The sequence below is a fragment of the Pedobacter yulinensis genome (assembly GCF_003029735.1).
Classification (GTDB): domain Bacteria; phylum Bacteroidota; class Bacteroidia; order Sphingobacteriales; family Sphingobacteriaceae; genus Pedobacter; species Pedobacter yulinensis.
Map to the genome: position 1 here is coordinate 1,266,786 of NZ_KZ686268.1, position 26,016 is coordinate 1,292,801.

General features: G+C 51.0%; 24 protein-coding genes. 11 read left to right on the top strand and 13 right to left on the bottom strand.

The window, feature by feature from the left end; genetic code table 11:
- Positions 1-50: 50 nt before the first annotated feature.
- From C7T94_RS05650 to C7T94_RS05690, 9 genes are all read left to right on the top strand, one after another.
- Positions 51-1,025 (top strand): FKBP-type peptidyl-prolyl cis-trans isomerase, encoded by a 975-nt coding sequence (locus tag C7T94_RS05650; protein WP_107214307.1) that lies wholly within the window; start codon positions 51-53, stop codon positions 1,023-1,025.
- Between the two features lie 75 nt (positions 1,026-1,100).
- The gene (locus C7T94_RS05655; RefSeq protein WP_107214308.1) at positions 1,101-1,868 is read left to right on the top strand and encodes a TatD family hydrolase; all 768 of its coding nucleotides are present in this window, start codon (positions 1,101-1,103) and stop codon (positions 1,866-1,868) included.
- A 214-nt stretch (positions 1,869-2,082) separates the two neighbouring features.
- Entirely contained in the window at positions 2,083-3,102 is a 1,020-nt protein-coding gene (locus C7T94_RS05660) for an asparaginase (protein ID WP_107214309.1), read from the top strand.
- Between the two features lie 136 nt (positions 3,103-3,238).
- Positions 3,239-4,639: an MBL fold metallo-hydrolase gene (locus tag C7T94_RS05665; protein ID WP_107214698.1), complete on the top strand. Its 1,401-nt coding sequence runs from the start codon at positions 3,239-3,241 to the stop codon at positions 4,637-4,639.
- A gap of 5 nt (positions 4,640-4,644) precedes the next feature.
- Positions 4,645-5,607 carry a YpdA family putative bacillithiol disulfide reductase gene (locus C7T94_RS05670; protein WP_107214699.1) on the top strand — a complete coding sequence of 321 codons (963 nt, stop codon included), beginning with the start codon at positions 4,645-4,647 and terminating at the stop codon, positions 5,605-5,607.
- A gap of 281 nt (positions 5,608-5,888) precedes the next feature.
- Positions 5,889-6,860 carry a polyprenyl synthetase family protein gene (locus C7T94_RS05675; RefSeq protein WP_107214310.1) on the top strand — a complete coding sequence of 324 codons (972 nt, stop codon included), beginning with the start codon at positions 5,889-5,891 and terminating at the stop codon, positions 6,858-6,860.
- A 3-nt stretch (positions 6,861-6,863) separates the two neighbouring features.
- The gene (locus C7T94_RS05680) at positions 6,864-7,910 is read left to right on the top strand and encodes a TerC/Alx family metal homeostasis membrane protein (protein ID WP_107214311.1); all 1,047 of its coding nucleotides are present in this window, start codon (positions 6,864-6,866) and stop codon (positions 7,908-7,910) included.
- A gap of 108 nt (positions 7,911-8,018) precedes the next feature.
- Entirely contained in the window at positions 8,019-9,467 is a 1,449-nt protein-coding gene (locus C7T94_RS05685) for a M28 family peptidase (RefSeq protein ID WP_107214312.1), read from the top strand.
- A gap of 153 nt (positions 9,468-9,620) precedes the next feature.
- Entirely contained in the window at positions 9,621-10,250 is a 630-nt protein-coding gene (locus C7T94_RS05690; protein ID WP_239494935.1) for a SprT-like domain-containing protein, read from the top strand.
- Between the two features lie 40 nt (positions 10,251-10,290).
- Here the strand turns inward: C7T94_RS05690 and C7T94_RS05695 are convergent, their stop codons facing one another.
- The 13 genes from C7T94_RS05695 to pdxA form a co-directional block, all read right to left on the bottom strand.
- The gene (locus tag C7T94_RS05695) at positions 10,291-11,115 is read right to left on the bottom strand and encodes a hypothetical protein (RefSeq protein WP_162618559.1); all 825 of its coding nucleotides are present in this window, start codon (positions 11,113-11,115) and stop codon (positions 10,291-10,293) included.
- A 52-nt stretch (positions 11,116-11,167) separates the two neighbouring features.
- Complete coding sequence (locus C7T94_RS05700) at positions 11,168-13,144, bottom strand: alpha-ketoacid dehydrogenase subunit alpha/beta (RefSeq protein WP_107214314.1); 1,977 nt, start codon at positions 13,142-13,144, stop codon at positions 11,168-11,170.
- A gap of 4 nt (positions 13,145-13,148) precedes the next feature.
- Positions 13,149-14,534 (bottom strand): LutB/LldF family L-lactate oxidation iron-sulfur protein, encoded by a 1,386-nt coding sequence (locus C7T94_RS05705; RefSeq protein ID WP_107214701.1) that lies wholly within the window; start codon positions 14,532-14,534, stop codon positions 13,149-13,151.
- Between the two features lie 104 nt (positions 14,535-14,638).
- Complete coding sequence (locus C7T94_RS05710) at positions 14,639-16,231, bottom strand: M28 family peptidase (RefSeq protein ID WP_107214315.1); 1,593 nt, start codon at positions 16,229-16,231, stop codon at positions 14,639-14,641.
- An 18-nt stretch (positions 16,232-16,249) separates the two neighbouring features.
- On the bottom strand, positions 16,250-16,693 hold the full coding sequence (rpiB, locus tag C7T94_RS05715; RefSeq protein WP_107214316.1) for a ribose 5-phosphate isomerase B: 444 nt from the start codon (positions 16,691-16,693) through the stop codon (positions 16,250-16,252).
- A 60-nt stretch (positions 16,694-16,753) separates the two neighbouring features.
- Complete coding sequence (tatC, locus tag C7T94_RS05720; RefSeq protein ID WP_107214317.1) at positions 16,754-17,635, bottom strand: twin-arginine translocase subunit TatC; 882 nt, start codon at positions 17,633-17,635, stop codon at positions 16,754-16,756.
- 139 nt (positions 17,636-17,774) lie between these two features.
- Positions 17,775-19,118 (bottom strand): acetyl-CoA carboxylase biotin carboxylase subunit, encoded by a 1,344-nt coding sequence (gene accC, locus C7T94_RS05725; protein WP_107214318.1) that lies wholly within the window; start codon positions 19,116-19,118, stop codon positions 17,775-17,777.
- Between the two features lie 65 nt (positions 19,119-19,183).
- The gene (gene accB / locus C7T94_RS05730) at positions 19,184-19,669 is read right to left on the bottom strand and encodes an acetyl-CoA carboxylase biotin carboxyl carrier protein (RefSeq protein ID WP_107214319.1); all 486 of its coding nucleotides are present in this window, start codon (positions 19,667-19,669) and stop codon (positions 19,184-19,186) included.
- 119 nt (positions 19,670-19,788) lie between these two features.
- Positions 19,789-20,778: a beta-ketoacyl-ACP synthase III gene (locus C7T94_RS05735; RefSeq protein WP_107214320.1), complete on the bottom strand. Its 990-nt coding sequence runs from the start codon at positions 20,776-20,778 to the stop codon at positions 19,789-19,791.
- A gap of 16 nt (positions 20,779-20,794) precedes the next feature.
- The gene (gene plsX / locus C7T94_RS05740) at positions 20,795-21,733 is read right to left on the bottom strand and encodes a phosphate acyltransferase PlsX (protein WP_107214321.1); all 939 of its coding nucleotides are present in this window, start codon (positions 21,731-21,733) and stop codon (positions 20,795-20,797) included.
- Positions 21,734-21,833: 100 nt separating this feature from the next.
- Positions 21,834-22,025 (bottom strand): 50S ribosomal protein L32, encoded by a 192-nt coding sequence (gene rpmF, locus C7T94_RS05745; protein ID WP_107214322.1) that lies wholly within the window; start codon positions 22,023-22,025, stop codon positions 21,834-21,836.
- 17 nt (positions 22,026-22,042) lie between these two features.
- Positions 22,043-22,570, bottom strand: a complete 528-nt coding sequence (locus C7T94_RS05750; RefSeq protein WP_107214323.1) for a YceD family protein — start codon at positions 22,568-22,570, stop codon at positions 22,043-22,045.
- Between the two features lie 306 nt (positions 22,571-22,876).
- Positions 22,877-23,956: a 4-hydroxythreonine-4-phosphate dehydrogenase PdxA gene (gene pdxA / locus C7T94_RS05755; protein ID WP_107214324.1), complete on the bottom strand. Its 1,080-nt coding sequence runs from the start codon at positions 23,954-23,956 to the stop codon at positions 22,877-22,879.
- Positions 23,957-24,097: 141 nt separating this feature from the next.
- Between pdxA and rsmA the strand changes: the two genes are divergently transcribed.
- Both rsmA and C7T94_RS05765 read left to right on the top strand, forming a co-directional pair.
- A complete protein-coding gene (gene rsmA / locus C7T94_RS05760; RefSeq protein WP_107214325.1) occupies positions 24,098-24,883 on the top strand; it encodes a 16S rRNA (adenine(1518)-N(6)/adenine(1519)-N(6))-dimethyltransferase RsmA in 786 nt (261 codons plus the stop codon).
- 15 nt (positions 24,884-24,898) lie between these two features.
- Positions 24,899-25,822, top strand: coding sequence for a 2-hydroxyacid dehydrogenase (locus C7T94_RS05765; protein WP_107214326.1), 924 nt, complete (start codon positions 24,899-24,901; stop codon positions 25,820-25,822).
- Positions 25,823-26,016 lie beyond the last annotated feature (194 nt).

Here is a 26,016-nt window from a genome sequence, read left to right on the forward strand (position 1 = left end):
CGGCCGGCTGAACCACAGGCGGCAGCGTTTGAAAAACCAAATTGATTCAAATGAAAAAACAAGTTATTTTTCTGCTGGCAGCAGCGATGGGCTTCACCGCCTGTAAGCAATACAAAAAAGGCCCCGGCGATTTGCAGTACAAAGTCCATAAATCGGGCAGCGGTGAGACACTGAAAGAAGGCGATTTTGTCAAGCTGAATGCAGTAGAAAAAACCGAAGGTGATTCTGTTAAAATGAGCACCTATGACATGGAGCGCCCATTCTATTTCCCAATTGGCAAGACCATGTTCCCCGGCGACATCACTGACGCAGTGAAACAACTGCACGAGGGCGACAGTGCTACCTTTAAAATTAACCTGGACTCTGTAGCAAAATATACCGGTCAGCCTAAGCAGGCAGGAGTAAAAGATAAATACACTGTTTACACTGTTAAGGTAGAGAAAGTCTTGCGTAAAGGTGCCAACGAGCCTGACTCTGTGGCCGACCGCAAGCGCCGTGAGTTTTACGAAAAAGAGTACAAAGCACTGGTTGCTGCCAATAAAGCGTCAGAGCCCGTTAAAATTAAAAAATATATTGACGACAACAACCTGAAGACCCAAACCAGCGCGTCAGGACTGCAGTATGTAATCCAGGCACCAGGCAGCGGTGCAAAGGCTGCGGCAGGTGATACGGTTATGGTGAATTACGTTGGTAAATTCCCGATGAAACGTCAGGATGGCAAATACAATATCTTCGACACCAACATTGAGAAAGTAGCAAAAGAAAATAACAACTATACGCCGATGAAACAATATGGCCCTGTGCCCATGCTGATTGGTCAGACCATTCCAGGATTTGACGAAGGCATGAAACTGTTGGCCAAAGGCGGTAAAGCCGTGTTGGTTATTCCTTCAAAGCTGGGTTATGGCGAAAATGGTTTCCAAAGCATCAATCCCTTCAGTCCGCTGGTATTTGAAATCGAAGTAATCGACATCAAGAAACCGAAGGCAGGCGCACCCGTTGCGGCCGCACCGGTAAAAAGGTAATACAGGAGTTCTTCCCTTCAAAGGCGCAAAGTTTGCATAACTTTGTGCCTTTGTTGTTTTTAACGTTTTTAGCCCATGGTCCTGACCGATACACATACGCATATTTATTATGAAAAAGACCCGGAACAGCGCGCTGAACAGGTGCAGCGTTGCCTTGATGCAGGCATCAGCCGGCTTTTCCTGCCGAATGTTGATGTGGAATCGGTAGCCATGATCGACGAAATGACGGCCACCTGGCCTGAGTACTGTTTTGCCATGACCGGGCTGCATCCCTGCGATGTAAAGGACGATTATCAGCGGCAGCTGGCTCAGCTGCATGCCGGGATTGCCGGCCGGCAGATCTGTGCCATTGGCGAAATTGGCATTGACCTTCACTGGGATAAATCCACCCTGACCATCCAGCAGGACGCCTTCAGGCAACAGATTGCCTGGGCTAAGTCACTGCAGCTACCCATTGTGATACACTGCCGGGAGGCCTTTGACGAGGTGTTCGAGGTGCTGGAGTCAGAACGTGATGAACGCCTCAGGGGTATTTTTCATTGCTTTACCGGCAATGCGATACAGGCAGAGCAGGCCATCGGACTGAATTTTTACCTTGGCATTGGTGGTGTGGTGACGTATAAAAATTCAGGGCTCGATGCGGTTGTGGCGCTGCAGAACCTGGAACACCTGGTGCTCGAGACTGATGCGCCTTACCTGGCGCCGGTGCCGCACCGGGGCAAGCGAAATGAGAGCAGTTACCTGGTACATATTGCCCGCCGCGTAGCCGAGATCAAAGGCGTCAGTCTTGAAGAAGTGGCGCGCATCACGACCGCAAATTCACAACAGGTTTTCGGCATCTGATCAACCGCTTTCGAGGTACTTACCTGCAGCGCAACCAGCGCCGCTGCCGTTTAAGCCGGGCAGCAGCGGCAGCCCCCGGGTACCGGGCTACAGCGAGTAGCCGGTGGGGACCTGCCCAGGCCTTCCGGAGAACAGCAAAGGTCCTGAATGCTTCTGTCAAAAATTTTCTGCTATCAAAAAAATGCGTTAATTCGTGTCTCAAACCAGAGCAACATTGACGAACATACTTATTATTTATACCGGCGGTACCATTGGCATGGTAAACGACCCGGCCACGGGTGCGCTCATGCCGTTCGATTTTAAGCAGATCAAGGAAAACGTTCCTGAACTGGGCCGCCTGGAATACAACCTTTCTGTTCACTCATTTGATCCGCTGATCGATTCCTCAAACATGACGCCCGAGATCTGGGTGCAACTGGCTGAACTGATCGCCAAAGAATATGACCGGTATGATGGTTTTGTTATCCTGCATGGTTCAGATACCATGTCTTTCACGGCCTCGGCGCTGAGTTTCATGCTGGAGAACCTGGGCAAGCCAGTGGTTTTTACGGGGTCGCAACTGCCCATCGGTGAGATCCGGACAGATGCCAAGGAAAACATCATCACCGCCCTGGAGATCGCTGCAACCCGGCAAAACGGCTTGGCCATGGTGCCCGAAGTCTGTGTTTATTTTGATTACCAGCTTTTCAGGGGCAATCGGTCCATTAAGTACAATTCAGAAAAGTTTGAGGCCTTCCGCTCGCCGAACTACCCGATCATGGCCGAAGCCGGTGTACACCTCAGGTTTTACCAGAATTACATCCTTCCTGCACCTGAGGGCTCTTTGCGTCTTCAGACCCGTTTTAATCCGAATATTGGCGTGTTGAAGTTGTACCCGGGCATTTCGGTACAGGCGGTCGAAGCCATCACCGAATCGCCGGTCGAAGCGATCATCCTGGAGGCCTTTGGTTCGGGCAATGCGCCGACTGCCGGCTGGTTTATTGACCGGCTGAAAAAGGCCGTCGATTTGGGTAAGATCATCGTCGACATTACGCAGTGTAAAAGAGGATCGGTACAGCTTGGTGTTTACGAAACAAGTAAACAGTTGCAGGAGATCGGTGTGCTGAGCGGCTTTGACATGACCTACGAAGCTACAGTAACGAAACTGATGTATGTGCTGGGACTGCGGCTGCCTATGGCAGAGACCCGGGCACTGGTGGAGAGGCCATTGCGTGGCGAGTTAACGCCGGTATAGGGTAAAAGTTCTGTAAATTGCCGGCTTCAAAAATTGCCGGCCCGTAAATTGGGGTATTTTTGCTGAAAAGCATACGGGGAAAATGCCCGGTACGCAAGCGGCGTACCCCCGGGGCCGCTTTGCTAACTTAGAAAACATGAAGATCGAACAAATTTACACAGGCTGTCTGGCCGAAGCGGCGTATTACATTACCAGCGGCGGTGAGGCCGCGATCATTGATCCGCTGCGCGAGGTTGACCCTTACCTGCATAAAGCAAAAAAAGACGGCGTAGCGATCAGGTATATTTTCGAAACACATTTCCATGCCGATTTCGTTTCAGGCCACGTTGAGCTGTCTGAGCGTTCTGGCGCACCGATCGTGTATGGCCCGACTGCCGTTACAGACTTTCCCGCACACATTGCAACCGACGGGGAGGTGTTCAGGATCGGGGAGTGTACCATCGAGGTATTGCATACGCCCGGCCACACCCCTGAATCGTCTACTTACCTGCTTCGTGATGAGCAGAGTAATCCTTATTGCATTTTCACCGGCGACACTCTTTTTATAGGCGATGTGGGCCGGCCGGACCTGGCCCAGCAGGGTGAGCTGACCGAGCGCGATATGGCCGGAAGCCTGTACGATTCGCTGCACAGTAAGATCCTAAACCTTCCTGACGAGGTGATCGTTTATCCGGCGCACGGCGCCGGCTCCGCCTGTGGTAAAAACATGAGCAAAGAAACCTTCGATACGCTTGGAAACCAGAAAAAGGTGAATTATGCTTTGCGTGCCGGCAGCCGCGAGCAGTTTATCGATGAGGTAACATCCGGCATCCTGCCGCCGCCGCAGTACTTTGCCAAAAATGCCTTCATCAATAAAACGGGTTATGACAACCTGCAGGAGGTGTATGAAAAAGGACTGCAGCCTCTCAAACCCGCAGACTTTGAAGCACAGGCCAATGCCGTTTCGGCCCTGGTGATCGACACCCGCGATCCGCAGGTATTTGCGAAGGGGTTCGTTCCCCGTTCGGTAAATATCGGACTGAACGGACAGTTTGCGCCCTGGGTTGGAGCGCTGATCACAGACCTGCGCCAGCCCCTGTTGCTGGTTACCGACCCGGGCAAAGAAGAAGAGACCATCACTCGACTGGCACGGGTGGGTTATGACAACACGATCGGTTACCTGGAGGGGGGCATAGCCGCCTGGACAGCTGCCGGCAAGGAAATCGATACGATCGAATCGGTATCGGCAGCCGAGTTTGCGCAGCAGGCACAAACCGGCGGGGTGTTTACCCTCGATGTGCGTAAGCCGGGTGAGTATGAAAGCGGCCACCTCGACTTTACGCTCAGCCGCCCGCTCGATTATCTGAACGATTGGATGCCGGGTATTGATAAAGAAAAAACGTATTACATTCATTGCGCCGGCGGCTACCGGTCCATGATCGCTGCTTCGATCCTCCGGTCGCGGGGGGTAGAAAACGTCATTGATGTGGCCGGCGGATATGCGGCGATTAAAACCACCGAATTGCCGCGCAGCGGCGAGGCTTGTCAGACAAGCTGATGGCGATGGAAGAATTTGATGTAGTTATTGTAGGCGGCGGGCCCATTGGTATGGCCTGTGCCATCGAGGCCGGGCGTGCGGGTCTTACGTATGTGGTCATTGAGAAAGGTACCCTCGTCAACAGCCTGTTCAATTACCCGGTGTTTATGACCTTTTTCTCCACCTCACAGCGCCTGGAGATCGGCGGACTTCCGTTTGTGACCGTTCATCCGAAACCAAACCGGAATGAAGCAGTTGAATACTACCGCCGGGTGGCCGAGACCTGCAAGCTCAACATGAGGCTGTTCGAAACGGTTACGCAGGTCAATAAACAGGCCGATGGCAGTTTCCTGACCGAAACAGTGCGGGGGACCTACCGTTCCCGGAAGGTTATTGTGGCTACCGGCTTTTATGACGTTCCGGTCATGATGGATATTCCCGGAGAGGAACTTTCAAAGGTTACGCATTATTATAAAGATCCTCATTTTTATGCCTTCCAGGATGTGATCGTGGTGGGTGCTAACAATTCTGCCATCGACGCGGCTCTGGAAACCTACCGTAAAGGCGCGCGGGTTACGCTCATTATCCGGGGCGATGAGATCGGCCCGAACGTTAAATACTGGGTGCGGCCGGATATAGAAAACCGGATAAAGGAAGGTTCCATCCGTGCATACTTTGGTTCGAGGCTCTCAGCCATTCGTGAAACCGAAGCGGATATCGAAACTCCAGGAGGCCTGGTAACGCTGAAGAATGATTTTGTGATTGCTATGACAGGCTATCATCCCGATTTCAAGTTGCTCAGTCGTTTCGGTATCAATTTGTCTGAAGCGCTCCGACCCGAATACCTGGAAAACAACATGGAAACAAATGTGCCGGGACTGTACCTGGCCGGTGTTGTTTGCGGAGGTATGGATACGCACAAGCTGTTCATTGAAAACTCACGCGTACATGCCGGGCTCATTATACAGGACATCACCAAACGCGGTTAAGCTGCGAAAATTGCTTTATCAGATTGGGTTGAACACCCTGTGCTGGGAAGCGGCTCAGGTTTTGCCCGCAGCGGTTTGTTTCGGGGCAATCCCCGCTGAGCGAGCTTTTCCGGAGGCCGGCTGCGAGCGCGACCCAAACCTGTCAGGATGTATCAGCGCAGTTTTTCAGCCCGGCCGGAAAACCGGATGTACGACGGTGTCAAAATCGATACGAAATGCTGTGACATTGTGGTTTTAGCAGAAATTCACTTAAGTTTGCACACACATTCAGACCAGCGTACATGCAGGGAATAGAACGCATCAAACAACCCATTGCCGAAGATATACAAGCCTTTGAAAAAAATTTCAAGGCGTCTATGCACAGCGATGCGCCCCTGTTAGACCGCATTACCCATTACATCGTAAAACAAAAGGGCAAACAGGTCAGGCCTATGTTCGTGTTTTTTGCTGCAAAACTATGCGGCGGGATCAGCGAGTCCACACACCGTGGCGCATCGCTTGTTGAATTGCTGCATACGGCCACGCTTGTGCATGACGATGTGGTCGACAACGCCTATGAACGCCGGGGATTTTTCTCCATTAATGCACTTTGGAAAAACAAGATCGCGGTTTTGGTGGGCGACTACCTGCTTGCCAAAGGATTGCTGTTATCTGTAAACAATAATGAACACCGCCTGTTGAAGATCGTATCAGAGGCTGTAAAGCAGATGAGTGAGGGCGAGCTGCTCCAGATTGAGAAAGTGCGGCGAATGGACATCAGTGAAGATCTGTATTTTGATGTCATCAGGCAAAAAACGGCTTCGCTCATTGCATCGTGCTGTGCTTGTGGAGCTGCTTCGGCTGGTGCCGATGAGGAGACGGTCGAAAAGATGCGTTACTTCGGTGAGCTGGTTGGCATTGCTTTCCAGATCAAGGACGACACGTTTGATTTCGGTACTGATGATGTGGGCAAACCGCTCGGCATAGACATTAAAGAGAAAAAAGTGACCCTGCCGCTGATTTATGCGCTTAACCGCGCAGACCGGGCCGACAAGAGGCGGATCATTAACCTGGTGAAGAACCACAGAGAAGAGCCGGCTAAAATACATGAGATCATCGACTTCGTAAACCACATGCAAGGTGTCAGGTATGCGAATGAGAAAATGCAGGCATACCAGGAACAGGCATTTGAAATTCTCGCCACATTCCCGGCGGGCGAAGCCAGGACAGGCCTGGAAGAACTGGTACGTTATACGACCGAGAGAAAAAAATAAGACATGTCGAACGAATTGCTTTTTAGTGCAGGCTTTCTTGGCCTGATCCTGCTCATCCTGGTGCTTGACCTCGGACTTTTCAGTAAAAAGGAACACGTAGTCAGCCTGAAGCAGGCAGGTATCATGAGTGCGATTATGGTCAGCCTGGCGCTGGGATTTTATGTTTTTCTGCGTTTGGAGGGGCATCAGCTGCATGGCATTCATGACATGGCCCGCCTGGCAGAAGTCGTGACCAGCCACCGGCACCCGGTTACGCTTATACCTGGCGATTTTCAGGCCAGCCTGGATCTTTACCGGGCCAACCTGGGCATCGAGTTCCTTACAGGGTACGTTGTTGAATATGCCTTATCGATCGACAACATTTTTGTCATTGTCCTGATCTTTTCTGCCTTTTCGGTTCCCGAAAAATACTACCACCGCGTACTGTTTTGGGGCATCCTCGGTGCCATCATCATGCGTTTTATTTTCATTTTTGTCGGGGCCGCGCTTATCAGTCGTTTCGAATGGATCCTGCTGGTATTTGGCGCTTTCCTGGTTTTTACGGGCCTTAAGATGTTTTTCTCCAAAGATGAAGACGAAAAGATAGACCCGCAGAACCACCCGGTTGTAAAGTGGGCTTCTAAAATATTTGCCATTCACCCGCATTATGACGGAAAAAAATTCTTCTTAAAGCGCGACGGGAAAAAAATGATCACGCCGCTGTTCCTCGTGCTGCTCATTGTCGAGTTTACAGACCTGTTGTTTGCAGTCGATTCCATCCCTGCTATTTTCGCCGTTACACACGATCCATTTATCGTTTTCTTTTCAAACATTTTTGCGATCATGGGTCTCCGTTCGCTGTTCTTCCTGCTGGTCAACATCATTCACCGTTTCCATTACCTGAAAGCGGGTCTGGCCGTGCTCCTCACGTTTATCGGTTTGAAAATGCTGTTGCACGGGTACCTGGAAAGCTGGGGTTTTTCAACCCAGCATTCGCTCATTGTGATCGTGAGCATCCTGGCAATCAGCATTCTGGCTTCCCTGGTCTTTCCAAAAAAAGCCAAAACTTAATTTCATTGCGCCGGGCGACTGGATTGCGTTTGAAAATTCTTAATTTCCGGCAGTAAACAGGAGCAGTTATCCCTGCACCTGAACAACGTCCCTTTACTAAACCGATTCATGAAAAAACTCACTTTATTACTGCTGTGCCTGGCTGCTGCAGCCGTGCAGGCGCAGGACAATTTCTCAGCTGCTTTCGAGGCCATTAACCGCGACGTACAACAGAATTCCAGGGCCTACAGCAGCCTCAAAGACGCAACCACGACCATTGGGCACCGCCTTACGGGCTCGCCCCAGGGTGCACAAGCCGAGACTTATGCTTATAACCTGTTGAAATCGTATGGTTATCAGGTCAAATACCAGCCTTTCAGTGTAGAAAGCTGGGCCAGGAAGACCGTCAATGTGCAGACAGGCGCAACGCCGGCATCATTACAGCCGGTTAAAGCAGTAACCCTGGCCCATTCGCCGGTCAGTGCCGATGTTTCAGCTGAGGTTGTTGATATGGGCAACGGCCTGGAAGCAGATTACCAGGCAAATCCCGATCGCGCTAGGGGCAAGATCGCTCTGCTTTATCTTGGTGTACTCCCCGGTTCGCCGCGGGGAACCAAGAGCCTGCATCGCTCTGAAAAAACAGCGATCGCCATTAAATACGGCGCGAAGGGTGTCATAATTATCAACTCGGTCAAAGATGGCGTATTGTTGACAGGTACGGCCTCGGTAACCGGAAAACTGATCCCGATACCGGCAGTCTGCATAGGCCTGGAAGACGGCATGAAATTAAAGACCGCCCTGACTACAAGCAAACAGTTTGCCCGCCTGCAGATGACCAACTTCTCGGGCATGATCAAAGCCAGAAACGTGATCGCTACGCTGAAAGGGTCGTTGCCGAAAGAGAAAATTGTCATTGGCGGGCACCTGGACAGCTGGGACCTGGCCACAGGCGCGATAGACAACGGCATCGGCTCATTTGCGATTATTGATATGGCGCGCAGTTTCTCGGCGCTGAAGGTTAAACCCCGGCGGACGATAGAGTTTGTGCTGTTTATGGGGGAGGAGCAGGGCCTGCTGGGTTCTAAAGCCTATGTGGCGGCTGCAGAGCAGGCGCACGAGCTGGACAACATCCGCTTCATGCTGAATTACGACATGACCAATGACCCGAAGGGTTTTTCCACTTCCCGGCAGGAAATGCGGCAGCTGTTTACCAATTGGGGTGGCCAGGCCGCAGCCATAGACAGCAGTTTTAAAAATCTCTTTCATGCCGGTGCCGGACTGCACAGCGATCACCAGCCTTTCCTGCTGGCAGGCATTCCGACCGGGGGCGGAGCAGGCGGCAAACTGCCGAATAACTCCGGGCCCTATTACCATTCAGACAAAGACGGCTTTCATCTGGTCGATGAACAGGAGCTTAAAAACACGGTCAGGTTCAGTGCCATGCTGCTTTACGGACTTGCACAGACACCCGAAATTCCAGTCAGAAGACTGGGCGATGCGGAACTGAAGCCCTTTCTGGAATCGCAGAACCTGAAGGAGCCGCTCACCATTGCCGGCGAATGGCGCTGGAAAGACTAGTGTGCGGTACCAGTAAGTTGTTGCGGCCCGTGGCCAGGCGTAGAAAAAAGTGGGCGTGGCTGCAAAATCACCGGGCCAGTCTGTATCCTGTCAGGTTCTGCCTGGAACGTGTGTCAGTTAACCTGTTGCGTTTAAATTTCTTATTTTTGCAGCGTGAATAAAGTGATGGTCCTGGCCCAGTACATGCCCGAGGGCGCTGCACCACTCGTGGCGCGGTGGATCGACTACTTTCAGTGTGAGTTCAAGATTGCCCGGAACCGAAACACGAAACTTGGCGATTACCGCCATCCTTTTGGGAGCAAAGGCCACCGCATTTCCGTGAATCACAACCTGAATAATTATGCCTTCCTGGTAACCACCGTTCATGAGTTTGCGCATTTGCTTACCTGGAACGACCACAAGAACCGGGTAAAGCCACACGGCGCCGAGTGGAAGCAGAATTTTAAGCGCATGATGCAGCCATTTTTCGAACTTCGTGTGTTTCCGGAAGATATTCACCGCGCCATTGACCGCTACCTGTCTAACCCGGCAGCTGCAAGCTGCACCGATCTGCATTTGGCCAGGGCGCTGAAAAAATATGACCGGAAGAATGAAAACCAGGTGCACCTTGAGCAGCTGCCCCTGCATGCGGTGTTCTCGATCAAAGATGGCCGCAGGTTTAGAAAAGGGGAGCAGATTCGCAAAAGGTTTCGCTGCCTTTGCCTGGACAACGGGCAAATGTATTTATTCAATGCCCTGGCCGAAGTCGTACGCGGCACCGAATCGCCTGTTTCAGGAACCTGACACATGGATCTGGCAGCCAGGCACGCGCCTGCCCCCGCAGCTATTGGTGCTTTGTTGCTCCGGCCATTTGATCAGCTTCACTGCCGGCATAAATGGCTTCGCCGTTCTCGATCCTGAAACGCACATTTAAATGTTTGTCTTTGAACATGCCTACATTGTTTTCCACACTGTCTACCCAGGCGTCCCGGTCTTTTACCAGGACACTCGAGGTGTAACCGTTGGGATCTTTGCTTTTTAAAACGATGTAGGCCGCTTCGGGATGGGCCGTGATGTTGTCAAAGACCATATCGAACCTGTTGCGCCGGTGCAGGGCGTCTTCGAGGGTTTCCAGGTTAGCGAGAAGGTTTTTGTAAGCAGGGACTGCCGCCGGATCATCGCCGGGCTGTACGGTAAGAAAGGGCTGGTTTTGCAGGGCTTCGTACATCGAAGCCGTTCTGGAGTCGGTTTTGAAACCGACGCCATTGCGAAAAAACGTCCGGCTCTCCTTAAACACTTCTGCATCATCGTTGCTGAGGGTGCTGGCTTCCTTGTGCAGCACCAGGCTGTCGTTACGCAGGTAATAACATTTTGTGGTGCTTCCGTTCCCGTTCACAATGTGTTCGATGTAAAGCACGGGCTCGTCGCGCAGGCTGTATTTTTCTGTGTAAAAGGAAGATCCGCCGAGCATGTATACCAGGCTGTAGGCTTTTTCGGCCTGTGTGCGCATCTTTTCTATTGAATCGGCGTAATGCGTAATGTTGGCTGCATTGAGCGATGTTGCGGTTGTATCACGATCAATTCCCGCCTGGGGATGATCTGAGCGAAGCTTGTTGCAGGCGCTGGAAAACAAGGCGACCAGCAAGAGCAGAGATGGCAGGCATTTCATAATTGTTTTTCTAAGTAGGTACTGCTACCGGGGCGATTATCGTGCCAAGGGCTCAGAACGCAAGGAGCGTAGCGATTTTTTCGGCCAGGCGCGATTCCGCCAGGAAACCTGCTTCAAGGTCTTTGTTCATGGGAATGGCGGTATCCAGGCTGGCACAGCGTATCACAGGGGCATCCAGGTCGCGAAAGCAGTGTTCACCGATCCATGCAGCGATCTCGGCGCCGAAGCCGCAGGTAAGCGTATCTTCGTGCAGGACGAGCACCCTTCCTGTTGCCCGAACGGCCTGTGCTACGGTGTCCTTGTCCCAGGGCTGCAGCGTCTGCAGATCGACCAGGAAGGCGTCTGCCTCAGGGTGTTGCTGCAGGTAGGCCAGTGCCCAATGCACCCCGAGCCCGTATGTAATGATACTGAACTGTTTTCCTGTTCTCAGCACCGCTGCCTGCCCAATAGGAGTCAGGAAGTATCCCTCAGGAACCCCTGCTGTCAGGCTGCGATACAGGAGCTTGTGCTCAAAGTACAAAACCGGGTTCGGATCGGCCAGGGCAGACAAAAGAAGACCTTTCGCTTCTTTCGGAAAGGCCGGGTAAACGACTTTCAGTCCCGGGGTTTTGGTGAACCAGGCCTCATTGCTCTGTGAGTGAAAAGGGCCTGCACCTGTGCCGGCGCCTGCGGGCATGCGAATAACCACATCGGCCTTTTCGCCCCAGCGGTAATGGGTCTTGGCCAGGTTGTTGACAACCTGGTTAAATCCGCAGCTCACAAAATCGGCAAACTGCATTTCGACCAGGGCTTTCGCCCCATTAATGGAAAGGCCCAGGCCTGCACCAACAATCGCCGACTCGCAGATCGGTGTATTGCGGATCCGGTCCCTGCCAAATTCAGTGACAAAACCTTCGGTGATCTTGAAGGCACCTCCGTATTCCGCTATGTCCTGTCCCATCAGCACCAGTTCAGGGTGTTTTTTCAATCCTTCGCGAAGCGCATCGCTGATGGCGTCAATATACCGCATGGCCTTGTTTCCCTGCGGCATGCCGGTTTCTTCGGCAACGTAGGGCACATACATGTCAGCCTCTTCGGCGGCTGCATCAAAAACGGGCTCTGGCGCAGCGAAGCCGCGTTCGCAGGACTCATCTATTTCTTTTTTATAAGCTGCACGAAGTTCCAGGCGGTGGCCGGGCGTCAGTACGCCGGTCTGCAGCAGGTAGTTTTCATAATTTGTCAGCGGATCTTTTGCCGCCCAGTGTTCGAGCAGTTCTGGCGGTACATATTTGGTTCCTGAAGCCTCCTCATGGCCACGCATGCGAAAGGTCATACATTCAAGAAGTACTGGCCGCGGCCGTACCCGGAGCTCCTGCGCCAGGCGGTTTACGGTATCAAATACTTCAAGAACGTTGTTGCCATCAATTTGCAGGCCTTCCATGCCATAGCCAGCAGCCTTGTCACTGATCCGTTCGCAGCGGTACTGTTCGGTTACAGGCGTAGACAGGCCATAGCCATTATTTTCGACAAGGAAGATCACAGGCAGGTCCCAGACGGCGGCCACATTGAGCGCCTCATGAAAATCACCCTCGCTTGTCGCCCCTTCGCCGGTAAATACCAGTGTAACATGCGGCCTCCCTGCCAGCCGGTCGGCCAGCGCAATGCCGGCTGCCAGGGCCAGCTGGGGGCCAAGGTGTGAGATCATGCCGATGATTTTGTGCTCCTGAGTGCCAAAATGGAAAGACCGGTCGCGCCCTTTGGTAAAGCCGGTCGCTTTGCCCTGCCATTGGGCAACGAGTTTTTCGAGCGGGATGTTCCGGGTAGTAAAGACACCCAGGTTGCGGTGCATCGGCAGGATGTATTCACTGGCGTTCATAGCCAGGGAGCTGCCTACGGCGATCGCTTCCTGCCCAATCCCCGAAAACCATTTGCCAATTCTCCCCTGCCTGAGCAGGATGAGCATTTTTTCTTCGACCATGCGGGGGTAAAGCAGCTTCTGATAGATGCTGAGCAGCATGTCAGGCGACCGGTTAGCCCCTTGGTAAAGCATGAGATCAGTCTGTTTTGGTTTTCTGTTGCGCTTCCCACTGCGCAGCGAACGATTTGGGCGCTACTTCCGGCAATTCCCGGTATTTACTCCACTTCTTTTTGAAAAAGGTGCGGAGCACGAAATTCTTAATCTTTCCGCCAACAAGATCGACGAGGTTACGCTTTTGCATGCTCTTTTTCCAGAGCGTCCAGCCAAAATCTTCCACCTTGCCGTTCTTGTGTCCCTGCGCCGCATCGCGCCTGTTCAGCAGCAGCATCTTGTGGATATCGATCTTAACCGGGCAAACTTCAGAACATTTGCCGCACAGACTGGAAGCATAACTCAGGTGCTTAAACTCTTCCATGCCTTTCAGGTGTGGTGTAATGACCGAACCAATGGGTCCGCTGTAAGTCGTGTTATATGTATGGCCGCCGATGTTTTTGTACACCGGACAGGCATTGAGGCAGGCGCCGCAGCGAATGCAGTAGAGGCCCTGACGCTGGTCTTTTTGGGCAAGCAAATTGGTACGGCCGTTATCGAGCAGCACCACGTACATCTCTTCGGGCCCGTCGGTTTCGCCGGGCTGGCGGGGCCCACTTAGCACCGTATTATACACTGTCAGGTTTTGTCCGGTTCCATGGCTGGCCAGCAGGGGCCAGAAAAGGTCCAGGTCGGCCAGGGAAGGGATTAGCTTTTCAATGCCTACCACGGCAATATGCACCTTTGGGAAGGTGGTCGAAAGGCGGGCATTCCCTTCATTTTCGGTGAGCGCGATGCTGCCCGTATCGGCGATCAGGAAATTGCCGCCGGTGATGCCCACATCGGCTGTAAGGTATTTATCCCGCAGCAATTCGCGTGCTTTCTGCGTCAGCTCTTCGGGCGTAGCCGTTAGCGGTGTGCCGAAACGCTCATGAAACAGCGCGGCAATCTCTTCCTTACTCAGGTGCATGGCCGGTGTAACGATGTGGTAGGGCGGCTGGCCGAGCAACTGGACAATGTATTCTCCGAGGTCGCTTTCGAGCGATTCGACACCATTTTTTTCGAGGAACTCATTCAGATGGAGTTCTTCTGTGGTCATTGATTTCGACTTGATCACCGTTTTGGCATTCTTGCGACGCAGAATGTTCAGGATTTCACGGTTGGCTTCTTCCGCATCATTTGCCCAGATCACTTTGCCGCCGCGACGCTGAAAATTCGCCTCGAATTCTGGAAGGAATTTATCGAGATTTTCCATGACGCGCCACTTGATCACATGGGCCTTCCGCTTGGAGGCTTCCAGGTTTTCGAAACGTGAAAGACCTTTTGCGACGGCCAGGTCATACTTGCCAATGTTGTAATTGATGGTATGGCGGTGTTTCTCATCAAAAGCCTTGTCGTCGGCCTGTACCAAAAAATCTTCAGCAATGCTCATGTTTTCAAATATAGGAAATAGGGTTGAGGATACCATCGGCCTCCCGGACGCAAAAAGCCAAAAAAAGCGCCTCTGGCTGGAGGCGCTTTTTGTTATGCTGGCGGTTATTTTGTTTTTGGTGTACCGTCGTCGTTCTTATCAACAACCGGTCTTTTGGCACCATTGGCCAGTTCCCATGCGGTGAAGTAAACGAGGCGGGCGCGCTTGGCCAGCATCGGGAAATCGATCTTGCTGATCTCGTCTCCGGGCTGGTGGTACTCAGGGTGAACACCGTTGAAATAAAAGATAACCGGTATACCATGTTTAGCAAAGTTATAATGATCTGAACGGTAGTAGAAACGGTTCGGATCAGTCCGGTTGTTGTAAGTTTCGTCGAGTTTAATGTTCACGTAATCTGCGTTCGCTTTCTTGCCAATTCTGTCCAGGTCGCTGCTCAGCATGTCTGAGCCGATGATGTACACGAAGTTGTTGTCGTCCTTGTGTTTTTCATCGCCCCGGCCAATCATATCGATGTTCAGGTTGGCAATTGTATTGGCCAGCGGGAATATCGGGTGTTCTGAATACCACTCAGAACCAAGCAGGCCTTTTTCTTCGCCCACCACGGTCATGAACAGGATGCTGCGTTTCGGGCCGTTGCCTGCTTTTTTTGCCTTGGCGAAAGCTTCGGCAATCATCAGCACGCCGGTCGTTCCTGAACCGTCGTCGTCTGCGCCATTGTTGATCATGTCTCCTTTAAGTGTTGAGTCGATACCGATGTGGTCATAGTGACCGGTAATTACCAGGACTTCGTCTTTCAGTTTGGGGTCAGATCCAGGCAGGAAGCCCAGAACGTTTTCTGCCCGCAATGGCGTTTCTTTAACAACGGCGCTCGCAGAAACCGGGATCGTAATTTCCTGCGAAGCAGGCTGTCCGCTATCAGAAATTTTCTTTTTAACGTCTTCGATATTCGTTTTAGCTCCTGCCAGGAGGGTATTTCCAACGCTGGTGCCAACCACCACTACCGGGGTCTTTTTCGCTTTTCGGGCTGCTACGACCTCATCTGTGAGCAAAATTTCACGGCCGGCTTTCAGATAACCCCACTGGCTTGCGCCGAATTTATCTACCCGCGGATCAATAACAATCACCGCCGCGGCGTTTTGCTCGCCCAGGTATGCGAGTTTCTTTGGCAGGGTAGCGTTTGCACCACCTACGTTCGCTTTGTCGCCGGGTGTGCCAGAGGCAAAGATCAGAACCACTTTACCCGCTACGTTCTGGCCGGCAAACTCATTGTAGTTATCGGTTTTGATGCCGTAACCTGCAAACAGAATGCTGTTGGCGTTGAAGGTAAAACCTTCGGCCGACAGGCTGGTTGGGTTAAAATAAAAGTCTTTCAGGTACTCTGCCGGCTGCCCGTTGATGGTTAGGATTCCCTGGCCGATCGATGATTTGATCATGTCGATCTTCTGGAAGTAATCTCCGTTAACAGGTCCTTTCAGGCCAATCTTTCTGAAATGGTTGCGAATATATTCTGCAGCCATCCATGCGCCTTTCTTTCCGGTTTCACGGCCTTCGTACTCGTCTGAGGCCAGGACGGAAAGGTGCTTATAAGCATTGTCTTTTGTAATGGTCTGGCCGAATTTTATGGCGTTCTTGTTTTGCGCCACGCAGCCAAACCCCAGCCCTGCAAGCAGTCCCAGGGTTAAAAAATATTTATTCATAATAGTTAGTTAGTGATGTTAGCATTCAATTTTGTCCACGCGCCGGCTGTGACGGCCGCCTTCGAAGTCTGTAGTCAGGAAAGCTTCAGTCATTTCGGTGGCCAGGCCTTCAGAAACAAAACGCGAAGGGATACAGATCACGTTTGCATTGTTGTGCTGCCGGGACAAGCGGGCAATGTCAACCGTCCAGCAAAGGGCTGCACGAATGTGCTGGTGTTTGTTGGCAGTGATGGCGACTCCCTGGCCGCTTCCGCATACGAGTACGCCGAAATCAAATTCGCCGCTCTCAACAGCAAGTGACACCGGGTGTGCAAAATCAGGGTAGTCGGCCGATTCAGAAGAGTAGGTGCCAAAATCCTTCAGTTCATATTGGTTGGCCAGGTAATCCCTGAGCATTTCCTTGTAATCGAAACCGGCATGGTCTGCGCCTATTGCGATCTTCAGTTTTTTGTTTTCTGACATGATGATCAAAAATAACAAGAATATCGGCTTATTGCCGTAAATATTTCGTTAACCTCGGGATCAGGCGGCGCCGTTCAGTTCTTTGTTTCGCTTGCGCTCAATGTTGGCAGAAATGAAAATGCTCAGTTCAAACAGCAGGAAGAGCGGCGCACTGACAATCAGCATGGTCATGATATCCGCCGTAGGTGTAACAATGGCAGATATGACCAGGATCAGGACCACCGCATACCGGCGGTTTGAACGCATAAACTTCGGCGTCATGATGCCCAGTTTAGACAAGACATAAATAATAACGGGCAGTTCAAAGATGATCCCGGTTCCCAGCGTGAGCGTGGCCACAGAGGAGAGGTAAGAATCGATCGTAATCGTATTTTCTATCTCCTTGCTGACAGAGTAGTTGCTCAAAAAATTAACCGAAAGGGGGCTTACGATGTAATAACCAAACAAGACGCCGAGCAGGAACAGAACAGAAGCAAAAAACACAAAGCCGCTGGCAGATCTCCTTTCATTTTCGTGTAATGCCGGCCGGATGAATTTCCAGAGCTCAAACAGGAGATAGGGGATGCCCAGCACAATACCGCAAATGACCGATGAGTTCAGCTGCAGGGTGAACTGTCCGGCCATCTGGGTGTTGATGATCTTTCCGGGTATGCTGGTGATGCAGAAATCTTTGTCGATATATTTGGGGAAGGCCTCGACCATTTTGCACATCATGCGGTAAGTCCAGAAGTCGCCCTTCCGGGGGCCCATAACGACCGTGTCGAAAATAAAATCATAGTAATAAAAAGCAAGGCCGGTAAAGACCGCGATCGCGAGTACCGAACGTACAAGGTGTTTGCGCAGCACGTCGAGGTGATCGAAAAACGACATTTCAGCTTCCATCGTTTTTCCTTTTTCAGTAATGCTTTTTACAAGTGACTTTCTTTCTTTAGTTACGCTCATACGGGAAACAAAAATACCATTCTGGTCTAATAGAATGGTATGTACGGATAAAATATCTTGATTGGTTTGCCGATGTTACAAACGAAAGATCAAAAGTGCGGAAAAACGGCATTTTTGATCTTTCGCTGTTACAAAATACTTAGTCGGCGGTCAGTTCAAAAGTTTCCATGAACTTCGTGGTGAAGTTGCCGGCCCTGAAATTGGGATCTTTCATCAGCTTCAGGTGGAAAGGAATGGTGGTCTTTACACCTTCAATGACAAACTCACTCAGTGCGCGCTCCATGGTGCAGATGGCCTCTTCACGGGTTTGGGCCACGCATATCAGCTTGGCGATCATAGAATCATAGTTCGGTGGAATTTGGTACCCCGCATATACATGGGTATCTACGCGAACGCCATGCCCGCCCGGCGAGTGGAAATTAGTAATTTTTCCCGGCGAAGGCCTGAAGCCGTTAAACGGATCTTCTGCGTTGATGCGGCACTCGATCGCGTGCATGTCTGGCAGGTAATTGGCGCCTGAGATTGGAACACCGGCAGCCACTTTGATCTGTTCTTTGATCAGGTCGTAATTGATCACCTCTTCAGTAACGGGATGTTCTACCTGGATACGGGTATTCATTTCCATAAAGTAGAAATTGCGGTGCTTGTCTACCAGGAACTCAATGGTACCTGCACCTTCATACTGAACGGCTACGGCGCCTTTAATGGCCGCTTCACCCATTTTTTCGCGCAGTTCATCGGTCATGAAAGGAGAAGGCGATTCCTCGACCAGCTTCTGGTGCCGACGCTGGATTGAACAGTCACGCTCAGACAGGTGGCAGGCCTTTCCATACTGGTCGCCGATTACCTGAATCTCGATGTGCCGCGGGTCTTCGATAAATTTCTCGAGGTAAATGCCATCGTTGCCAAAGGCTGCGCCGGCTTCCTGGCGTGCACTGTCCCAGGCATTTTCAAACTCCTCATCTTTCCAGACGATACGCATACCACGGCCACCGCCGCCTGCCGTTGCTTTCAGGATAACCGGGTAACCAATCTCGTTGGCCACCTGGATGCCTTGTTTCACATCAGACAGCAGGCCATCTGAACCCGGAATGGTAGGCACACCGGCAGCTTTCATGGTGTCTTTGGCAGAGGCCTTGTCGCCCATGGCATTGATCTGATCAGCCGTGGCGCCAATAAACTTGATGCCGTACTCATGGCAGATTTTCGAGAACTTGGCGTTCTCTGAAAGAAAGCCGTATCCCGGATGAATGGCATCTGCATTGGTAACCTCGGCAGCAGAAATGATATTTGGAATATTGAGGTAAGAGTCTTTGCTTGGAGGCGGACCGATGCAAACCGCTTCATCGGCAAAACGCACATGCAGGCTTTCGCGGTCGGCGGTAGAATAAACGGCAACGGTCTTGATGCCCATTTCTTTGCAGGTGCGGATAATGCGCAAGGCAATCTCGCCCCTGTTGGCAATTAATATCTTTTTAAACATATTTGAGCTGCTAACAGGCAAAGCCGGGCACTAGCCCCGGCGTCCTGAAGTTAAAATAAGTTAGGCTATGCGGGTTCGACCAGGAAAAGCGGCTGGTCGTATTCTACCGGCGAGGCATTGTCTACCAGTACCTTAACGATTCTTCCTGAAACTTCACTTTCAATTTCGTTGAAGAGCTTCATGGCTTCGATGATACAGATCACCTTTCCGGCGGTCACCTCATCGCCCACGTTGACAAAGGATGGCTTTTCGGGGCTTGCTGAACGGTAAAAAGTTCCGATCATCGGCGATTTGATGGTGATGTATTTAGACGTATCATCTGCGGCAGGAGCCGATTTTGTTTCAACTGCCGGGCTGGCAGCAGGAGGCGCAACGGGAGGGGCCGCCTGTTGTACTTGCTGAACCGGAAGTGCTGGTACAGTAGCGTTTACGACAGTAGGGGCCTGGTTGGTTTTAATGGTGATTTTAAAATTCTCCTGTTCGATCGCAACCTCATTTACGCCGGAGCGTGAAACAAACTTGATCAGTTCCTGAATTTGTTTGATATCCATTCTTTGTCTTGTTAAGTAAACTTGTCTTAATGTATAACTAAGTTATGTTTTTTCTTTAGTAATTAATTGTCAGCAGGTTAATGCCGCAAGGTTCGTGCCGTCAGGGCCGTTTTATGGTACTAGTAGGCCCATTTAAGATAAACTGACCCCCAGGTAAAGCCACCGCCGAACGCAGCAAGGACAACATTGTCGCCTTTTTTGAGCTTATCTTCCCATTCCCAGAGGCAGAGGGGGATGGTTCCGTTCGTGGTATTGCCATACCGTTCAATGTTAATCATCACCTTATCGCTGCCCACACCCATCCGGTTGGCCGTTGCGTCGATGATCCGTTTATTGGCCTGGTGCGGAACCAGCCAGGCCACATCGTCGGCGGTAAGCTGGTTGCGGTCCATGATCTCGGCGGCTACGTCTGCCATATTGGTCACCGCAAATTTGAACACGGCCTGACCTTCCTGGTAGACATAGTGCTCGCGGTTGTCAATGGTTTCGTGCGTGGCAGGTTTAACCGAGCCCCCCGCTTTCTGATGCAGGTGTTTGATGCCTGAACCATCGCTGCGAAGAATGGAGTCGATAACGCCCAGCCCTTCGTGATTCGGTTCGAGCAATACGGCGCCGCAGCCGTCGCCGAAAATAATGCAGGTGGTGCGGTCGGTATAGTCGATAATAGACGACATTTTGTCGCCCGCTACGACCAGTACTTTTTGGTGTTTGCCGGTTTCAATGAACTGCGATCCGATGGTCAGTCCGTAAATAAAGCCTGAACAGGCGGCCTGGACATCGTAACCCCAGGCGTTTTTAGCGCCTACTTTTTCGCCGAGTATATTGGCCGAAGCGGGGAAAGAAAGGTCGGGCGTAGTGGTGCAGAAAACGATCATGTCAATCTCTTCAGCAGAGATGCCGCGTTTTTCTAAAAGGCCGTTTACAGCATGCATGGCCATATCGGTGGTGCCAAGGCCTTCACCTTTTAAGATTCGCCGCTCTTTTATACCTGTACGGGTGGTGATCCATTCGTCTGTGGTATCTACCATCGATTCGAGCTCTTTATTGGTCAGCACATAGTCGGGTGCATAACCGTGAACCGCGGTAATCGCAGCGTGAATTTTGCTCATTTTATTCAATTTAGAATTACTTGAAAGCTTTTTTAATCTTTTCGACCAGCTGCGTTTCGATCATGTCTTTAGATTGCAGGACCATATTTTTCACGGCTTCGGGACTGGAAATGCCGTGCCCGATGATAACGGGGGCATTGACACCGAGAATGGGACTGCCGCCGTATTTTTCGTAGTTAAAGCGGTCAAAAAATTCGTCTTTGAAGCCTTTCTTAAGGGTGAGAATATAAAACGATTCGGCCATTTTGAGTACGATATTGCCGGTAAAACCATCGCAAACGATGACATCGGCTTTATCGTTGAAGAGATCGCGTCCTTCTACGTTACCTACAAAGTTGAAAAACCTGGTATCGCGCATAAGCGGAAAGGTAGCCATGGCGACCATGTTTCCTTTTTCTTCCTCTTCCCCGATGTTCATCAGCGCTACGCGCGGATTGGCGATCTGCAGGATATTCTCTGCATACAGGTTGCCCAGTATGCCAAATTGCAGCAGGGTGTCGGGCTTGCAGTCTGCATTTGCGCCCACATCGAGCAACAGGCCTGCGCCACCTTTTAACTTGGGAACGAGTGTAGATAGACACGGGCGGATAATGCCCGGAATCGTCTTTACGCTGAACACAGCGCCGACGAGCATGGCGCCTGAGTTGCCGGCACTGGCAAAAGAATCGATCTTGCCTTCTTTCAAAAGCTGGAAACCAACTGCGATACTCGAGTTGGGCTTTTGAACAATAGCTTTGGTGGGATGTTCGCCCATGCCGATTGCTTCCTCGGTATGGACATATTCAAAATGGTCGGGGTTAAACCCTTGCTCGGCCAGAACAGGCTTGATCAGTGAAGTATCACCGATAAGCACAAGTCTCTCTCCCGCCGAAAGTGCTTCATGGGCTGCTATTGCTCCCAAAACGATCGCTTTGGGAGCATAGTCTCCACCCATTATATCCAGGCCTATTTTCATAGTAAAATTCTGTTTGTGCTTTTGCGGTAAGTTACCGGTCGTTTCAGACGGCTAAGGTAAAGCTTAAGCCCATGAAAACACAAACAAATTTTTAAGAAAACTAACCTATTGTTGTGTTTTCAATAACCAGTTTGCCGTTGTAGTAAAGGTTACCATCAACGTTGTATGCACGGTGAGGCACGTGTACGGCACCTGTTGTCTGGCAGGTTGCCAAAGAAGGAAGTTCAGCTTTGTAATGCGTCCTTCTTTTATCTCTTCTCGATTTAGAAAGCTTACGTTTTGGATGTGCCATTTTAGTAAATTTTTATTTTATTTTAATTTTTTCAGGGCTTCCCAGCGTGGGTCGACCGTCTCTGTTTCTTCATTATTTTCGGCAGAAAGACTTTCCAGCTTGTCAATCATCTGCTGATCGCATTGCTGGCCGTTCCCGCCGTTGCTGCAGTTCTTGATATACGGAACCGCCACGTTGATCATCTCATACAACAGGCCCGATACATCAATCTCGCTTTCGCTCCTGTTCAGGATGATGATCTCCGGATCATCACTTTCCAAATTGTCTTCAGCAAATTTTACAATCTGCCGTTCCTCAATTGTAACCTGCTGATCAAAATCAGACAGGCATTTGTCGCAGTTCAACCTGACACTGCCCGAAATCCTGAAATTCAGCAGCAGCATGGTTTCCTGCTTGTCCATTTCCATCTGGACTTTCAGTTTTCCGCTCTTGATCAATGAATACTCAAATTCATTGAAGAAGGCATCATCGATTTCAAATTCAAAATCGTGCTTGCCTAATTTTAATCCGGTAAACGGAACTGAAAACTGTTTTAGCGGTTTCAAAATGCGACGAAATTTGAGCCTGCAAATGTAGGAATATTTTTTAGATATCGAAAATGTTTGGCGAAAATTGTGTGCGGCTAAATACCTGGTTTTCTTTAACAAGGCATCTTGCGGGAAGCCCGGTCATCGCATGCTGCTCTCATCTGGGTGCCTGTTTTCTTTTTGAAAAGCAAGGGCCCTGCACAGATGAGCGGCAGTCCCGCTTTCGCTGCAAGCCGCATCGTGCCGCTGCGGGCTTTCCGCGCCAATCGGGTTTATTGAACCCTGGCCGCTGCACCATCGCGCAGGTCTGTTCCTGTTTTGCGCTTAAGATGCGTCGTCCTTGATGTCGAGCGCAGTTTCAATGACTTTTCCGCCGGTACGCAGTTTATTGCTCAGCAGTTCTTCATGCTCGCGGCGGTTCTTGACGATATGAATGGCCGTGAACAGGGCTTCGGTAAACGACGCATGGTCGGCAATGCCTTTGCCTGCAATGTCGTAACCGGTGCCGTGATCGGGCGAAGTGCGGATCACTTTGAGCCCGGCGGTGTAGTTGACCCCGGTGCTGAACGCAAGCGTTTTGAACGGGATCAAACCTTGGTCGTGGTACATGGCCAGTACGGCGTCGAACTGCCTGAAACTTCCTTTGCCGAAAAAGCCATCGGCCGGATACGGCCCGAACGCCATGATCCCTTTGTCAAAAGCTTCCTGTATGGCGGGGGTAATGATCGCTTCTTCTTCTTTGCCAAGCAGGCCGCTGTCGCCGGCGTGCGGGTTCAATCCGAGCACGGCAATTTTCGGTTTTTCGATCCAGAAATCTTTTTTCAGGCTTTCGTTCATCAGTTTCAATTTCCGCAGAATGCCTTCCTTAGTGATCTGGGCAGCAACCTCCTGCACCGGGATGTGACCGGTAACAACACCTACTTTGAGATCATCGCTGAGCAGGAACATGAGGACATCACTGCTGCCGCTTTTTTCCTGGAGGTATTCGGTATGGCCGGGAAAACGGAAATCTTCAGACTGGATATTGTGCTTGTTGATCGGTGCGGTAACCAGGGCATCGATTTCACCGTTAACAAGGTCCTGCGTGGCTCTTTCCAGCGATAGAAAAGCGTATTTGCCGCCCGTTTCATTTGCCGTGCCCAATTCCACACGTACGTCCTCTTCCCAGCAATTGATGATATTGGCCTTCGTTGCACTGGCCTGTGCAGCTGAAGGGATGACCTGGAAACTGAAGTCGCTCACACCGGTGGCTTTGCGGTGAAAAGATGCCACCTTGGTATGTCCGTAAACAATGGGAATACAATAATTCAGAATATGGCTGTTTGCCAGTGTTTTGATAATTACTTCGAGCCCGATGCCGTTTACATCGCCTATGCTGATTCCGATCTTTACTTTATTGCTCATGCTTCAGAGTGCAGAAATTTAAGCGCAAATTACAGTTTTTGAACGGAACCAGCCTCAAAGCCATAAAACTTTACTTAATTTGTATATTAAAAAAAGGCTGTACAGCCAGGCAACGGCCTGACCAAAGGCCGGCCCTTCTGTATGAGTTTGGTAAAAGCAAAAAAGCACCTCGGACAACATTTTTTAACCGATAAAAACATTGCCGGTCGCATTGTTGACAGCCTGAGCCGTACTACAGCATATACCCAGGTACTGGAGGTTGGGCCGGGTATGGGGATACTTTCTGATTTCCTGGTCAAACGGACCGATTTTGAAACCTGGCTGATTGACATTGATGAGGAGTCGTACACCTTTTTGCAGGAAAAATATCCTGACCTGGGCAAGAGGCTCATTAACGGTGATTTTCTGCAGCTGGACTTTTCTGCCTACTTCCCTGATAAATTTGCCATCATTGGCAATTTCCCATACAACATATCTTCGCAGATCCTTTTTAAGGTCCTCGACAACCGCCAGCAGGTGGTAGAGATGGTCGGTATGTTTCAGAAAGAGGTGGCGCAGCGCTGTGCGGCTGCCGCCGGTTCAAAAGAGTATGGCATACTGAGCGTTTTTCTCCAGGCGTATTACCACATTGATTATTTGTTTACGGTAAAGCCGGGTACCTTCAATCCGCCTCCTAAAGTACATTCTGCCGTTATTCGTTTGCTGCGCAATGAAGTGGAAGCCTTGCCCTGCGATGAAAAACTTTTCTGGCGCGTGGTCAAGGCCGGTTTCAACCAGCGCCGGAAAACGTTACGCAACGCCTTGTCTGTAGTGTTGCCCAAAGATAAAATGGACCAGCATACCTACTTTGAAAAACGCGCTGAGCAGCTGACCGTAGCAGATTTTGTGGCCCTGACACTGCACCTGCAGGAGCTTGCCGCCAGATAAGAAAATATTTAACACATGAAAGGAAAGATACTGATTGCCGATGCCCTGCACCCGGTTTTTGCATCGCGTTCGCGCAGCATGGGTTATGAGGTCGACGATCTGCCCGGCATTACCCGGCAGGAAGTGCTGGAATGCATTGCGGGTTATGATGGCATTGCCATCAGAACAAAATTTAAGATGGACGCGGAATTGATCGGTGCGGGAACAAAACTCCGGTTCATTGCCCGTGCCGGCGCCGGACTCGATAATATCGATGAACAGGCTGCCCGGGCCCGGAACATTACGCTGCTTAATGCACCCGAGGGCAATATGGATGCGGTTGGCGAACATGCAATGGGTATGCTGCTTTCTTTGATGAATAACCTGCGCCAGGCAGACGCCGGCGTGCGGCAGGGTGTCTGGGATCGCGAAGGCAACAGGGGTTATGAGCTGAAGGGCCGCACAGTCGGTATTATCGGCTACGGTTTCATGGGCCAGAGCTTTGCCCGGAAATTAAGCGGGTTCGGGGTCAGGGTGCTGGCCTACGACAAATATAAAACCGGTTTCAGCGATAATTTTGCGCAGGAGGTGAGTATGGAAGAGATCGTACGGCAAACAGATGTACTCAGCCTCCACATACCCCTAACGCCGGAAACCCGGCAGATGGTGGACGACGAATACCTTTTTCATTTCAGAAAGCCTTTGTTTTTTATCAATACCGCACGCGGGGAAATCGTGAACACACAATCTGTGCTCAAGGCGATTGAAACGGGAAAGATTTTGGGGGCCGGCCTGGACGTACTGGAAACCGAAAAGTTCCCGGCGCTTTCGGCCGAGCCGTGGTATGAAGCCCTGCGGTCAAACGACCGGGTTTTGCTGAGCCCGCATGTGGGCGGCTGGACTTTTGAATCCTATTATAAAATATCCGAAGTGCTGGCTGAAAAACTGGAACGGCTGTAAACGACATCGGTAGTTGATCGGCACTGCAGCCAGTTCGAGTCCTGCAAAGTTGGTAACTTTACAAAAGTTACCAACTTTAAGTTAAAAAATAAAGCCAAAAATTAAAATTTATTACCTTTCGGCGCTGGTCCTGCGGGATCGAAGCCAAGCCTTCATGCGATTCTCAGCCGTAAATACATCATCTTCTCCGGTCG